This window comes from Kribbella sp. C-35, assembly GCF_046549195.1.
Taxonomy (GTDB): domain Bacteria; phylum Actinomycetota; class Actinomycetes; order Propionibacteriales; family Kribbellaceae; genus Kribbella.
Genome location: NZ_JAJPWG010000001.1, coordinates 2,033,647 through 2,045,998, shown reverse-complemented (window position 1 = coordinate 2,045,998; position 12,352 = coordinate 2,033,647). Strand labels below are relative to the sequence as shown.

Here is a 12,352-nt window from a genome sequence, read left to right as displayed (position 1 = left end):
GCAGCCACAAATCCTTGAGTTTATCCGGTGCCCGGGTTTTCCTGTAGTGGTGTTCCACGCCATCGTCCCGCCGTACCTGCTCGAGCAGCTCGAGCGATCCGCGGATGACCCCAGCGTTCGGGCCCGGATCAGGCAGTCGTTGCAGCACGACGCCGTACTGCGAACGCGGCCCGCGGCCGGCCGGGAACCTGTAGTAGCGGCCGGCCGGCAGCGCGAGGTGTACGACGCCGAGAACGGGACTGATCTGCCGGGCACGCTGGCCCGCTCCGAGGGCGACGACCCCGTCCAGGACCAGGCGACGAACCAGGCGTACGACGGCACCGGCGCGACCTGGACGTTGTTCAAGGAGTGCTACGGGCGCGACTCGATCGACGGCGCCGGCCTGGTGCTCACGTCGACGGTGCACTACGACCGGGGGTACGCGAACGCGTTCTGGGACGGCGCGCAGATGGTGTTCGGCGACGGGGACGGGGAGATCTTCGGGAACTTCACGTCGTCGATCGATGTCACCGGCCACGAGTTGACCCACGGCGTTACGCAGTACACGGCGAATCTCGCGTACGAAGGCCAGTCCGGCGCGCTGAACGAGAGCATGTCGGACGTCTTCGGGTCGCTCGCGAAGCAGTACGCGCTCGGTCAGAGTGCCGCGGACGCCGACTGGCTGATCGGGGCGGGACTGTTCCAGCCCGGTGTGCAAGGGGTCGCGCTGCGGTCGATGAAGGCGCCCGGGACGGCGTACGACGATCCGCGGCTGGGGAAGGATCCGCAGCCGGCCGACATGTCCGGGTACGTCGACACGGCCGACGACAACGGCGGCGTACACATCAACTCGGGGATCCCGAACCGCGCGTTCTACCTGGTCGCGGCGGAGCTCGGCGGGAACGCGTACGACGACGCCGGCAAGATCTGGTACTCCACGCTGACGTCGGGGAACCTCTCGCCGTCGACCAGTTTCAAGGACTTCGCCGCCGCGACTCAGACGGCTGCGCGCGATCTCTTCGGCGACGAGTCGCCGCAACTCGCCGCGGTCACCAAGGCGTGGCAAACCGTCGGTGTACTGGGCGACCAGACCCCACTCATGAACGCCGCCCAGACCAAACTCGAAACCAGCACCCCACCCGCCGCGCCACCCGACGTGCAGCCGTCCGATCCGCCGTCCGACCAGCTGCCGTCCGACCAGCAATCGCCTGTCGAGTGAAGACGAAGCCCTGGCTCTGGCCGGCCAATGCGATCGGGATGCTGGCAATCGCCGTCGCGGCGATCCTGCAGCCGGTGACGATGCTGTCGATGCCGTGCGACGCGCCGACCTGTGATCCGCACGGCTACGTGGCGATCTTCAGCGTCTTCCCGACGGCGTTCGTGGTCATCGTCGCGCTGATCGCACTTGGCATGATCAACGGTCGTAGGCGGTCCGGGTTCGGTGTGGCGCTCGGCGCGGCCGCGGCGTGCGCCGGAATGCTCGTGCTGTTCGGCGAGGTCCTGATCGGGCCGGTGCGCTGGCCGCTCGGAGCGGTGACGCTGGTGGTCGCCGGCCTCGCGATCGAGGGGTTGCGGTCCGCACCGGTACCGGCCTCCAGATGAGACGGTTTGACCTCAAGTCTCGTTGAGGTATTAGCGTCGTTGGTCGTGACAGTTCATCCGCTGCGGCTCGTCGTGCTGACGCGCAACCTCGACTCCGGGCGGTTCGGGACGGCGGTCACGCGGTGGTTCGCGCGAGAGGTCGAGCGCGCGGACGAGTTCAAGCTCGACCTGATCGACTTGAGCGTGGTGCCGCTCACCGAGTTGTCGGGGCGGATCGAGGACGCGGACGCGGTGATGATCGTCACGGCCGAGTACAACCACGCGTACCCGGGGGACGTGAAGACCGCGATCGACGCCGTACGCCGGCCTTGGTACGCGAAGCCGGTCGGTTTCGTGGTGTACGGCGGACGCTCGGGCGGACTGCGCGCGGCCGAGCAGCTCCGGCTCGTCTTCGGCGAACTGCACGCGGTGACGATCCGCGACAGCCTCGGCTTCCGCGAAGAAGACTTCACCGACGGCGAACCGACCGACCCGACGACGACCGCCGCCGCGGCCGCCCTCCTCCGCCAACTCGCCTGGTGGGCCCGCTCCCTCCGCGACGCCCGCGCCAACCAGCCGTACCCGGGCTAGCGGATCTCCAGCACTCCACAATTGCGCTTCGGCCGCCCGCTCCACGCTCAGCCGGCGCTCGTCCGGTCAATTGATGAGTGCTGGGGATCCGCCTCCGGAATAGGTCGCCCGCGGCGGTGGTTGGCAGTTCTACGTGAGTGCTGAAGCGATGCCCCTGTCCGTGCTCGATCTCTCGCCGGTGCCGACGGGTACGCGGCCGTCGGAGGCGCTGCACGAGACGCTGGAACTGGCCCGCACCGCCGAGGCCGCCGGGTATCACCGGTTCTGGCTGGCGGAGCACCACAACATCCCCAGCGTGGCGAGCTCGACCCCCGAGGTGATGATCGCGGCGGTTGCGGCCGCGACGTCGACGATCCGGGTCGGATCCGGCGGGATCATGCTGCCGAACCACTCCCCGCTCAAGGTCGCGGAGACGTTCCGGGTCCTCGGCGGGCTGTACCCGGACCGCATCGACCTCGGCCTCGGGCGCGCACCAGGCACCGACCAGCGCACCGCGCTCGCGTTGCGTCGCAGCCGTGAAGCACTCGGGGCCGACGACTTCACCGAGCAGTACGCCGAACTCCGTGCGTACGCCGAAGGGTTCCCGGCGGGGCATCCGTTTGAGCCGATCAGCGCGCAACCGTCCGACGTACCGCTGCCGCCCGTGTGGATCCTCGGGTCCAGCACGTACGGCGGTCAGGCGGCTGCCGCGCTCGGGACAGGGTTCGCGTACGCCGGGCACTTCGGGACTCTCGATCCGGCCGGCGTGATCTCGGCGTACAAGGCGAACTACCAGCGGCTCGAGCACGATGGTGGGCCGCACGCGATCCTCGCGCTGGCCGCGATCGTCGCCGAGACCGAGGAGCGCGCGCAGCAGCTCGCTCGCGCGAACGCCCTCTCCATGCTCCGCCTCCGCACCGGCCGCCCGGGCCCGCTCCCGTCGCCAGAGGAAGCCGCGGAGTATCCGTGGTCCGAGGCGGAAGAGGCCGCCGTCGAGGAATGGGCCGGCCTGGTCTCCGTCGGCACGCCCGACCAGGTGGCGGCCGACCTGCGCCACCGAGCCAACGCGGCCGGCGCCGACGAACTCATCATCACCACCAACATCCACAACCCAGCGGAACGCCGCCGCTCGTTCCAGCTCCTCGGCGAAGCCTGGGGCCTGAAGCCGCGCTGATCCGCGGACCTGCGCCACTCATCAACACCCCAACCGCCGGCCGGCGTCAGCCTGACCGCTGCGGTTTGCGCGAGGTTGGTGAGTGCTGCGCGTCCGGCACGCCCCGGACGTGTTCGAAGATGAGGCTCGTTTCCGCGTGGCTGACCGCTGGATCGGCGGTCAGATGGTCGAGCACGAACTCGCGGAGCACGTCGGGGTTCGCGGCGCTGACGTGGAGTAGGTAGTCGTTGGCGCCGCTCACGTGGAACAGCGCCAGGACGCCCGGGAGCGTCGGGACCTTCGTGCGGAAGCGGTCGATCTCGTCGCGGGAGTGAGCGCCGATCCGAATCGCGATCAGCGCCTGCAGCGGTTGACCCAGCGCGGCCAGGTCCACGTCGGCGTGGAAGCCGCGGATCACTCCACGCTCGCGCAGTGACCGCACACGTGTGAGACACGTCGACGGCGCGACTCCGGTCGCCTCGGCAAGTGCGTTGTTGGCCATCCGCCCGTCGGCGGTGAGCAACTGCACCAGCTTCCGATCGACGTCGTCGAGCCCTTCGGGCACCGGTCTCGGAGCCGGCCCAGGGCTCCGACGATCCTTCGGCATGCCACCACTGTAGGGCTCGTCCACAGAATCCACAGCATGTGGATGACCCTGTGGACGAATTTTCTTCGGAACTATTGCGGCAATCTCGCAGAAGATTCCAAGCTCTGGGTCGAGGAGGCAGCGATGACCCAGCTCGACACCCGGTCCGTACACGCCGGCCGCGACGACCTGGCCGCCCTCGGCGTCCACGTCCCCCCGATCGATCTGTCCACCACCTATCCGCTCCCCGACGTCCACACCGGCGGAGCGTCGTACGACGAACTCGCGCAGGGCCGCGGGCCCGACGGCGGGAGCCTCGTCTACCAGCGCCTGTGGAATCCGACGGTCGCGCGCTTCGAGGACGCGCTCGCGGAGCTCGAGCACAGCGACGGCGCGGTCGCGTTCGGGTCCGGCATGGCCGCGCTCACCGCGTGCCTGCTCGCGACCGTTGCCGCGGGCCGTCCACATGTCGTCGCCGTACGTCCCCTGTACGGCGGCACCGACCACCTGTTGTCCACAGGCCTCCTGGGGACAACTGTCACGTACGCCGAGCCGAGCGAGGTCGCCGGAGCGATCCGCGCGGACACCGGCCTCGTGATCGTCGAGACCCCGGCGAACCCGACCGTCGACCTCGTCGACATCGCGTACGTCGCCACTGCGGCCGGCGACGTACCGGTCCTGGTCGACAACACCTTCGCGACGCCGGTCCTGCAGCAGCCGGCTCGGCACGGGGCGAGCCTGGTGTTGCACTCGGCAACCAAGTACCTCGGCGGTCATGGCGACGTGATGGGTGGCGTCGTCGCGGCCGACGTGGAGTGGGTCGGCCGGCTTCGGCAGATCCGCGCTGTGACAGGTGGCCTGCTGCACCCGTTGGCGGCGTACGAACTGCACCGGGGACTGCAGACGCTGCCGGTTCGAGTACGGGCGCAGCAGGCGACCGCCATCAAGGTCGCGGACTGGCTGTCCGCACAGCCGAGCGTCGAGCGGGTCCACTACCCGGGCCTGACCGATCCGGCCGGTCTGATCGGACGGCAGCAGGCGGGGCCGGGCGCGGTGCTCGCGTTCACACTCAGCGGCGGCTACGAAGCGGCGTCCCGCGTGGCGAGCAGCCTGAAGCTCATCACCCACGCCGTCTCGCTGGGCGGCGTCGACACCCTCATCCAGCACCCCGCCGCCCTGACCCACCGCCTGGTCGCATCAGAGGCCAAACCAACCGACGCCCTACTCCGCCTGAGCCTCGGCCTAGAAGACCCCGAAGACCTAACCGCCGACCTAGCCCAAGCTCTCGCCCTCCCCTGAAGCCCCAACTTTGAGAACCCACCAACCAGATTTCGGCCGCGAAAGTGGTTGGTGGCTTCTCAAAGTTGGATTCTGCGCAGGGCAGAACGGTGGGGGGAGTCTGCTCAGGGCAGATTCGGGGCGGTGGACCTTCGTGGGGTGGCACACTCGGTACAGGAGATCCGGAGGCGAGGAGGGCCAGACGTGTTGCTACGCCAGGTGATCGGAAGCGTTTTCCGCCGGCTGCGGCGCGAGCGGGGAATCACCCTGCGTGAGCTCGCGGAGCTGGCCCAGGTGTCGGTGCCGTACTTGTCCGAGATCGAGCGCGGTCGCAAGGAGCCGTCCTCGGAGATCCTCGCCGCGATCTGCCGGGCCCTCGATCTCGAGCTGTCCGACCTGCTCGCCGAGGTGCAGTTCGACCTGACCACCGCGGTCCGCTCGACGCTGCCGATCCACCTCCAGACCGCCGCGATCCGCGTCGAGGACGCCGCGGCGCGCCGCATCCCGTCCGGCCCACGTGCGTACTCCTCCATCCCCACGGCGTACACGCTCGTCGCCTAGCAACAGCCTGGAAAATCAGTCACGCCCGGCAGCGGATGTACCTAGCCTGACCTAGTGCCGAACCATGTGAAGCGCCGTGCGCCCGCCGTACCAGGGTCGATCCCGGCTGTCCTGCAGATGTTCGAGTCCGAGGTCCGCTTCTACCGCGAGATCGCGCCGGTCATCGGCGTCCGCGTGCCGGAGTGCTACCAGGCGGAGTCGGGCGCGGAGGGAACGCTGCTCGTCCTGGAGGACCTCTCCGCCTGGACACCGGGCGCGGAGCCGGCCGCTGGCGCGCGGGCGCTCCGCGAGCTCCACGACCGCTGGCGGGGACGAGCGCACAGCGAGTGGGCATGGCTGCGAGCGCCCGGTGCCGGCGACGAGCTGGTGGCAGCGCTCTACGACCGCACGTGGCCGGCCTTGGCGCGGCGGTCCGATCTGTCCGCGTCGGTGCGTGCGTACGGCGAGCGCATGGTCGGGAGCGTGCTGCAGGCCGAGGCTGACGTAGCGCGGGCGGGGGAGCTGACGTTGGCTCACGGCGACGCGTCGGCGCAGAACATGCGGACCGGCCCCGACGGGCAGGTCGCGTTGCTCGACTGGGAGGACGTGTCGGCGGCGCCCGGCGTACTCGATCTCGCGTGGTTCCTGGTGTCGTCCGTCGAACCGTTGCGATGGCCGGAAGCGCTGGCGGCGTACGGCGCGGTCGACGGGCTCGACGTGGTCCTGCCGTCGGTGATGGTGCAGGGGTACCTGAGCATGTCCGATCTGCCCGACGGTGAGGGTGGAGAGTGGAACGCTCGTCTCGAAGCTGCGGTGGTGATGCTGTGAGGTACGTCGTACGTTTTCCGGTGGATGATCCGGAGTTGTCGGCGTTGCACGCTGCTGCGTTCGAGGGGGAGCTGGACGTGCAGCCGTGGGCGGAGCGGCTGGAGCGATGGGCGCTGACCTGGGTGGGGGCCTTTAGCAACGATCAGCTGGTCGGGTTCGTGCAGGTGTGCTGGGACGGCGGTGCCCACGCGTTCGTGCTGGACACCGCCGTACATCCGGATCACGGGCGGCAGGGGATCGGCAAGCAGCTCGTGCTGACCGCGGCCGACGAGGCACGCAAGGCCGGGTGCGAATGGCTGCATGTCGACTACGAGCCGCACCTCAAAGCCTTTTACGAAGATGCGTGCGGCTTCCGTCCGACGGATGCGGGTCTCCTCAAGCTCCGATGACAGTCAGGCGCTCGGTCGAGATGCACGACGTCAAGCAACGCTCCTTCGCGTCGCCGAGCAGGTCGGCGGTCCACGTGGTGAAACCGCCGTCGCCCAGCCCTTCGCCGCCGCGGTCGATGCCGAGCCCGGTGCCGGCGTAGTAGCCCGCGCTCTTGGTCCGCTCGGTGTCCTCGGTGAACGCGACATCGAGCGCCGGGCGGACCGTGTCCTCGATCCGGTCGCGCAGCGCCGACTCCGTGAAGGCGGTGAACGTGAGCTCGGCCTTGTCGCCGAGTACGGCGTGCCAGAAGTTCAGGTGGTCGATCAGCAGCTCGGCCTCGGTCCGGCACGATCCGGTGTCCCGCGCGCTCGATACCAGCACGAACAGCTCGAAGTGCGCGGACATCCCCGGACCGTCGAACGGCTGCGCGCGAACTACCCGCTGACAGGCCGCCAGGTGTACGCGGTCCTGCCCGGCGCGACGTCGTACGGCCGCCTCGATCGCCAGCTCGTTGGTCGGATCGCTCGCGACCTCGGTGCCGCGGATCGTGCTGACCACCTGGTGCTGGTTGATCGTCGCGATCGCCGAACACGTACCCAGCGGGGTGACCGGAGACAGCTGCACGCCGTCGAACTTCTCCGGGAGCAGCTCCCACAACCGTTGCTGCGTCTGCACCAGCTCCCGCGGATCGATGGTCGACGGCCGCACGAACCGGTCCTGCTGCCAGCGCTGCAGGAGCCGCGCCGGCGTCACCTTGGCCGCGCGCTGACGCGTCACGTCCAGCAGGACGGACTGCAACTCGGACTGGCTCAACCGGTCCACGAGGGCGTCCCGGCTGCCGTCCGGCAGCTTCGCCCAGAATCGTTCGCTGACGTCTCCCATCGCTCTACTCTGACCGATATTTCCCCTGAGCCGCGCCTGATTTATGCCGTATCGTCGTCGGCATGAGACTTCCGAGCCCGCATCTTTGACGCACTGACCGAGGGTTGTCGGTCCGGATCATCGCCTTCGAGGCGTTGCAGGACTTCATCCCGCTCTACCCGCTGTACCAGCTGCTCTTCGCCGACCATGGGCTGTCGGCTACCCAGATCTCGACGCTGTTCGTCATCTGGTCGGCGACCGGATTCGTTCTCGAGGTGCCGTCCGGCGCCTGGGCGGACTCGTACTCACGCCGCAAGCTGCTGATTCTCGGCGCGCTGCTCAGCGCCCTCGGGTACGCCGCCTGGATCACGCTCCCGTCGTACGCCGGATTCGCGCTGGGCTTCGTCCTCTGGGGTACGTCGTCGGCGCTGATCTCCGGGACCTACGAGGCGTTCGTGTACGACGAACTCGCGGCCCGGGACCGCGCCGATCGTTTCCCGACTGTGCTCGGACGCGCTCGCTCCGCCTCGTTCGTCATGAACCTCGCGGCGACGGCGCTCGCCACTCCGCTGTTCGCGCTCGGTGGCTACACGCTGGCCGGAATCGTCAGCGTGCTCAGCTGCCTGCTGCAGGCGGTCGTCGCGTGGTCGTTGCCCGAGGCGCGCGCGGTAGAGGCTGCGCGGGAGTCGGACGAACCGGGCGCCCGAGCGGCCTTCGCCGCCTACCTCCACATGTTGAGGTCCGGCGTGACGGAGGTGCTGACGCGCCGGCTGGTCCGGCGGTCCGTTGCGCTGGTCGCGTTACTCGGCGGCTTCCTCGCGTTCGACGAGTACTTCCCGTTGCTTGCCCGGGAGACCGGCGCGGCGACGAGCGTGATCCCGTTGCTGATCGCGGGAACCGTGGCAGCGCAGGCGATCGGCAGTGCGCTCGCGGGACCGGCATACAAGTTGCCTGCAGCAATCTTCGCGACGGCGCTCGCGGCGACCGCGGTGCTGATCGCGACCGGATCGCTGAGCCGTTCGGCGTGGGGATTCCTGCCGATCGCGCTCGGCTACGGGCTCATGCAGCTGGTGATCGTGGTGTCCGAGTCGCGGCTGCAGGACGCGATCACCGGCCCGGCGCGGGCAACCGTGACGTCGGTGTCCGGACTGTTCGCCGAAGTCTCCGCGATCGCGGTGTACGGCGGGTTCGCGCTCGGATCGGTGTGGTTCACGATGTCGATCCTCGTGGCGGCGTTGACGATCCCGGTGCTGTTGACGGCGTTCGTCGTACCGTTCGCGCTGCCGTCACCGCGTAGTTCGGTGAGCGCCGAAGCGTCCGATACCTAGCCTCACACCATGAGCATCGAGAGCGTTCAATCAGTATGAGGAAGCAGGGTGTGCTGGCCGCCGGCGCGGCCGCGGTGACGGTGGTGTTGTGGGCGTCGGCGTTCGTCGCGATCCGCCATGTCGGCCAGGAGATGTCGGCCGGTGCGCTGTCGCTCGGGCGGCTCCTGGTCGGCAGTGTGCTTCTGGGGATTCTCGTGTTCACGCGGCCGCGGCGTTGGCCGGCTCGTGAAGATTGGAAGCTCCTGCTGATGTGCGGGTTGCTCTGGTTCGGGGCGTACAACCTCGCCTTGAACGCGGCGGAGCGGCACCTGGACGCGGGGACGACGGCGATGCTCGTGAACATCGGGCCGCTGCTGATCGCGTTGCTGGCTGGGGTGTTCCTGAGGGAGGGCTTCCCGCGGCAGTTGGTGATCGGGAGTGCTGTTGCGTTCGGCGGTGTCGTGTTGATCGGCCTGTCATCTGCGGATGGTGATGCCGAGGCGTGGGGTGTTGTGCTCTGCCTGGCGGCCGCGGCGGCGTACGCGATCGGGGTCGTGTCGCAGAAGCCGCTGCTCGCACGACTGCCCGCGCTGGAGGTGACCTGGTTGTCGTGCGTGATCGGCGCCGTTGCCTGCCTGCCGTTCGGGCCCGCGCTGGTCCGCGAGGTGCGGCCTTCGACGATCTGGTGGGTGGTGTTCCTCGGCGCGTTCCCGACGGCGATCGCCTTTACCACTTGGGCTTACGCGTTGGCTCGAACGACAGCGGGACGGATGGGCGCCACGACGTACCTCGTCCCGCCGATCACGATCTTCCTGGGCTGGCTGCTGCTCGGCGAGGGTCCGGCACCGCTCGCGTACGCCGGTGGCGTGCTGTGCCTGCTCGGGGTAGCGGTCTCGCGCTACCGGCGGCGGACTGTCGCCGCGATACCTGCGGTCAAAGTCGACAGTCCGGACTCGAAGCCGCTGTCGAAGTCGTAGGCCAGGCCGTCCGCGCCGAGGTCGTTGACGATCCGGGTCAGGGTCGGGGCCTTGTGCGCGGGCAGCGCGCGGACCCGGGTGAGCAGGTCGGGGGCGAGCTCGAACGTCTCCGCGCGCACCGACGCCTCGCCGAGGCTGAAGCCGTGGATGAAGTCGATCAGGGTGTTCGCGGCCTCGAAAATCTCCCGCGGTGTAAGGCCGGCCCGGTCGAGGGCCCGGTAGAACGGCTCCATCGTGACCACGACGACATCCGACACCGCGGACGTGTCCGACAGGACCTGGAGCGCGAGGTTCGGGTGCTGGCGGAGGCCGTCGCGGTACGCGCGGGCGGCCTGCTTGAGCTGCTCGTCCCACGGAACGGCGTCGCCTGGGTCGGGGAGTTCCAGGCCGGCGAACACGAGCTCCGCGAGGCCGGCGAGGACGGCGGCCTTGTTCGGCAGGTGGTGGTACAGCGACATCGGGTTGACCTTCAGCATGGCCGCCAACCGGCGCATGGTCAGCGCGTCGATGCCCTCGTCGTCGACGATCCCGAGCGCGGCGGTCAGGATCGCGTCCCGGCTCAGCCGCTCCTCCCCGGCGCGGGGTCGGCCGGAGCGCTTGCCGCCATTAACCATACGACGTATGGTACATAATCGTACAACGTATGGATAAGGAGGGCGGCATGCAGCCGTTGGCGGGAAAGGTGGCGCTGGTCACCGGTGCGACCCGGGCAGCCGGGCGCGGAATCGCGGTCGAGCTCGGCGCGGCCGGCGCGACCGTGTACGTGACCGGGCGCAGCACGCGGGACCGGCGGTCCGAGATGAATCGGCCGGAGACGATCGAGGAGACCGCCGAACTGGTCGACAAGGCAGGCGGCCACGGCATCGCCGTACCTGTGGATCATCTGGATCCGGAACAGGTCCGTGCGCTGGTCGAGCGGATCGACCGCGAGCAGGGCGCGCTGCACATCCTGGTGAACGACATCTGGGGTCAGCACGGCGAGCCCGAGTGGGACAAGACCGTGTGGGAGAGCGATCTCGAGGGCGGTCTCCGGCTGCTGCAGCTGGGCGTGAACACGCATGTGATCACCAGCCACTATGCGTTGCCGTTGCTGATCAAGTCACCCGGCGGGCTGGTGATCGAGATGACCGACGGGACGAGCGAGTACAACGCCGACAACTACCGCGTCTCGTTCTTCTACGACGTCGCGAAGGGCGCGGTCGGGCGGATCGCGTTCGCGTTGGCGCACGAGTTGGACAAGTACGACGCGACCGCCGTACTGCTCACGCCCGGCTGGTTGCGGTCCGAGGCGATGCTCGAAGGATTCGGCGTCCGCGAGGAGAACTGGCGGGACGCGACCGAACGGATCCCGCACTTCGCGATCTCCGAAAGCCCGTCGTACGTCGGCCGCGCGGTGGCAGCCCTCGCGGCGGACCCCGACGTACGACGCTGGAACGGCAAGTCCACGTCGAGCGGCGAACTGGCCCAGATCTACAGCTTCACCGACCTGGACGGCTCCCGCCCCGACGCCTGGCGCTACATCGTCGAGGTCGAACAACCCGGCAAACCCGCCAACACCACCGGCTACCGCTAAATCTTGTACGGCGGGCAGACATCGTCGCCACCCGACCCAACTGCTACCGGCGAGGCGTCGGCGGACAGTGGGGCGTGAGGGTGGGCGGCGGCGATGGGAATGCCTGTTGCGGCTGCCATCGCGAGGAGTTCGCGGCGTGAGGTGATGGCGACGGCGGGGTCGCGCTCGTACACGTACGTCAGCTCCGGCCAGCGCGCCTGCGCCGGATGCACGAGCACATCACCACCGAGGATCGCGCGCTCCGTCACCACCGACTGATGCCCGGGCGTATGCCCCGGCGTGGGCACCAACCGCATCCCGCGCAGCGCGACCTCCCCGTCGACCACCCGCAGCTGCCCGGCCTCCTCGATCGGCCGGATCCGCTTCGAGTACGTCGACCCACCCCGCACATGCTCGAGCTCATCCCGCTGTACGACGTACTCCGCCCGCGGAAACCCCGCTCGCACCCCGTCCGACACCCACCCCACATGATCCGAGTGCACATGCGTCAACACGACCGCATCCACGTCCCCCGCCTCTACCCCCACCTGCCCCATCAACTGAGGCAACCGCCCCGCAACCCCCAACCACTCGGCCGCATCCCCACCAGCCGGCCCAACCCCCGCATCCACCAACACCACACCCGCGTCAGACACCACCAAATAGCTATGAAAATGCAGCAACCACCCATCCCCCCGAACATTCCCCGGCATCACCCGCCCCGTCCACGCCGCCTCCTCCAACCCCCACCCAGGCAACGCCTCCGAAACC

At 69.0% G+C, this 12,352-nt stretch carries 15 protein-coding genes; 11 read left to right on the top strand and 4 right to left on the bottom strand.

Translation table 11 applies throughout. From position 1 onward, the window contains the following. Nucleotides 1-49 precede the first annotated feature (49 nt). From ACLJOO_RS10375 to ACLJOO_RS10360, 4 genes are all read left to right on the top strand, one after another. Nucleotides 50-1,198, top strand: a complete 1,149-nt coding sequence (locus tag ACLJOO_RS10375) for a M4 family metallopeptidase (protein WP_410786663.1) — start codon at nt 50-52, stop codon at nt 1,196-1,198. Continuing rightward, a complete protein-coding gene (locus ACLJOO_RS10370) occupies nt 1,195-1,581 on the top strand; it encodes a hypothetical protein (protein ID WP_410786662.1) in 387 nt (128 codons plus the stop codon). Before ACLJOO_RS10375 ends, ACLJOO_RS10370 begins: the two co-directional genes overlap by 4 nt. 45 nt (nt 1,582-1,626) lie before the next feature. Next, nucleotides 1,627-2,151 (top strand): NADPH-dependent FMN reductase, encoded by a 525-nt coding sequence (locus ACLJOO_RS10365; RefSeq protein ID WP_410786661.1) that lies wholly within the window; start codon nt 1,627-1,629, stop codon nt 2,149-2,151. 133 nt (nt 2,152-2,284) lie between these two features. Next, nucleotides 2,285-3,304: an LLM class flavin-dependent oxidoreductase gene (locus ACLJOO_RS10360; protein ID WP_410786660.1), complete on the top strand. Its 1,020-nt coding sequence runs from the start codon at nt 2,285-2,287 to the stop codon at nt 3,302-3,304. A gap of 46 nt (nt 3,305-3,350) precedes the next feature. Here ACLJOO_RS10360 and ACLJOO_RS10355 read toward each other — a convergent pair whose 3' ends face one another. Then, nucleotides 3,351-3,890, bottom strand: coding sequence for an Lrp/AsnC family transcriptional regulator (locus ACLJOO_RS10355; RefSeq protein WP_410786659.1), 540 nt, complete (start codon nt 3,888-3,890; stop codon nt 3,351-3,353). 123 nt (nt 3,891-4,013) lie between these two features. Here ACLJOO_RS10355 and ACLJOO_RS10350 point away from each other — a divergent pair, with 123 nt between their 5' ends. The 4 genes from ACLJOO_RS10350 (at nt 4,014) to ACLJOO_RS10335 (ending at nt 6,904) form a co-directional block, all read left to right on the top strand. Then, the gene (locus ACLJOO_RS10350) at nt 4,014-5,168 is read left to right on the top strand and encodes a trans-sulfuration enzyme family protein (RefSeq protein ID WP_410786658.1); all 1,155 of its coding nucleotides are present in this window, start codon (nt 4,014-4,016) and stop codon (nt 5,166-5,168) included. Nucleotides 5,169-5,351: 183 nt separating this feature from the next. Further along, nucleotides 5,352-5,708: a helix-turn-helix domain-containing protein gene (locus tag ACLJOO_RS10345; protein ID WP_410786657.1), complete on the top strand. Its 357-nt coding sequence runs from the start codon at nt 5,352-5,354 to the stop codon at nt 5,706-5,708. A 54-nt stretch (nt 5,709-5,762) separates the two neighbouring features. Beyond that, nucleotides 5,763-6,515 carry a phosphotransferase family protein gene (locus ACLJOO_RS10340; RefSeq protein ID WP_410786656.1) on the top strand — a complete coding sequence of 251 codons (753 nt, stop codon included), beginning with the start codon at nt 5,763-5,765 and terminating at the stop codon, nt 6,513-6,515. After that, on the top strand, nt 6,512-6,904 hold the full coding sequence (locus ACLJOO_RS10335; protein ID WP_410786655.1) for a GNAT family N-acetyltransferase: 393 nt from the start codon (nt 6,512-6,514) through the stop codon (nt 6,902-6,904). The genes ACLJOO_RS10340 and ACLJOO_RS10335 overlap by 4 nt, the downstream gene beginning before the upstream one ends. On the opposite strand, the gene ACLJOO_RS10330 is transcribed toward ACLJOO_RS10335, so the two are convergent. Continuing rightward, a complete protein-coding gene (locus ACLJOO_RS10330; protein ID WP_410786654.1) occupies nt 6,891-7,766 on the bottom strand; it encodes a hypothetical protein in 876 nt (291 codons plus the stop codon). The genes ACLJOO_RS10335 and ACLJOO_RS10330 overlap by 14 nt on opposite strands. 104 nt (nt 7,767-7,870) lie before the next feature. Here ACLJOO_RS10330 and ACLJOO_RS10325 point away from each other — a divergent pair, with 104 nt between their 5' ends. Further along, the gene (locus ACLJOO_RS10325) at nt 7,871-9,073 is read left to right on the top strand and encodes an MFS transporter (protein ID WP_410786653.1); all 1,203 of its coding nucleotides are present in this window, start codon (nt 7,871-7,873) and stop codon (nt 9,071-9,073) included. Between the two features lie 35 nt (nt 9,074-9,108). Next, a complete protein-coding gene (locus tag ACLJOO_RS10320; protein WP_410786652.1) occupies nt 9,109-10,029 on the top strand; it encodes a DMT family transporter in 921 nt (306 codons plus the stop codon). Here the strand turns inward: ACLJOO_RS10320 and ACLJOO_RS10315 are convergent. Then, complete coding sequence (locus ACLJOO_RS10315; RefSeq protein ID WP_410786651.1) at nt 9,951-10,643, bottom strand: TetR/AcrR family transcriptional regulator; 693 nt, start codon at nt 10,641-10,643, stop codon at nt 9,951-9,953. The two genes, ACLJOO_RS10320 and ACLJOO_RS10315, sit on opposite strands and share 79 nt — an antisense overlap. A gap of 47 nt (nt 10,644-10,690) precedes the next feature. Here ACLJOO_RS10315 and ACLJOO_RS10310 point away from each other — a divergent pair, with 47 nt between their 5' ends. Next, nucleotides 10,691-11,602 carry an SDR family oxidoreductase gene (locus ACLJOO_RS10310; RefSeq protein ID WP_410786650.1) on the top strand — a complete coding sequence of 304 codons (912 nt, stop codon included), beginning with the start codon at nt 10,691-10,693 and terminating at the stop codon, nt 11,600-11,602. Here the strand turns inward: ACLJOO_RS10310 and ACLJOO_RS10305 are convergent. After that, nucleotides 11,599-12,294 carry an MBL fold metallo-hydrolase gene (locus ACLJOO_RS10305; RefSeq protein ID WP_410787140.1) on the bottom strand — a complete coding sequence of 232 codons (696 nt, stop codon included), beginning with the start codon at nt 12,292-12,294 and terminating at the stop codon, nt 11,599-11,601. The genes ACLJOO_RS10310 and ACLJOO_RS10305 overlap by 4 nt on opposite strands. Nucleotides 12,295-12,352 lie beyond the last annotated feature (58 nt).

Bases quoted from the DNA above. Each gene is read 5' to 3' on its own strand.
- ACLJOO_RS10355 (WP_410786659.1), bottom strand. From the start codon at position 3,890: ATGCCGAAGGATCGTCGGAGCCCTGGGCCGGCTCCGAGACCGGTGCCC.
- ACLJOO_RS10350 (WP_410786658.1), top strand. From the start codon at position 4,014: ATGACCCAGCTCGACACCCGGTCCGTACACGCCGGCCGCGACGACCTG.
- ACLJOO_RS10330 (WP_410786654.1), bottom strand. From the start codon at position 7,766: ATGGGAGACGTCAGCGAACGATTCTGGGCGAAGCTGCCGGACGGCAGC.
- ACLJOO_RS10320 (WP_410786652.1), top strand. From the start codon at position 9,109: ATGAGGAAGCAGGGTGTGCTGGCCGCCGGCGCGGCCGCGGTGACGGTG.
- ACLJOO_RS10315 (WP_410786651.1), bottom strand. From the start codon at position 10,643: ATGGTTAATGGCGGCAAGCGCTCCGGCCGACCCCGCGCCGGGGAGGAG.
- ACLJOO_RS10310 (WP_410786650.1), top strand. From the start codon at position 10,691: ATGCAGCCGTTGGCGGGAAAGGTGGCGCTGGTCACCGGTGCGACCCGG.
- ACLJOO_RS10305 (WP_410787140.1), bottom strand. From the start codon at position 12,294: ATGCCGGGGAATGTTCGGGGGGATGGGTGGTTGCTGCATTTTCATAGC.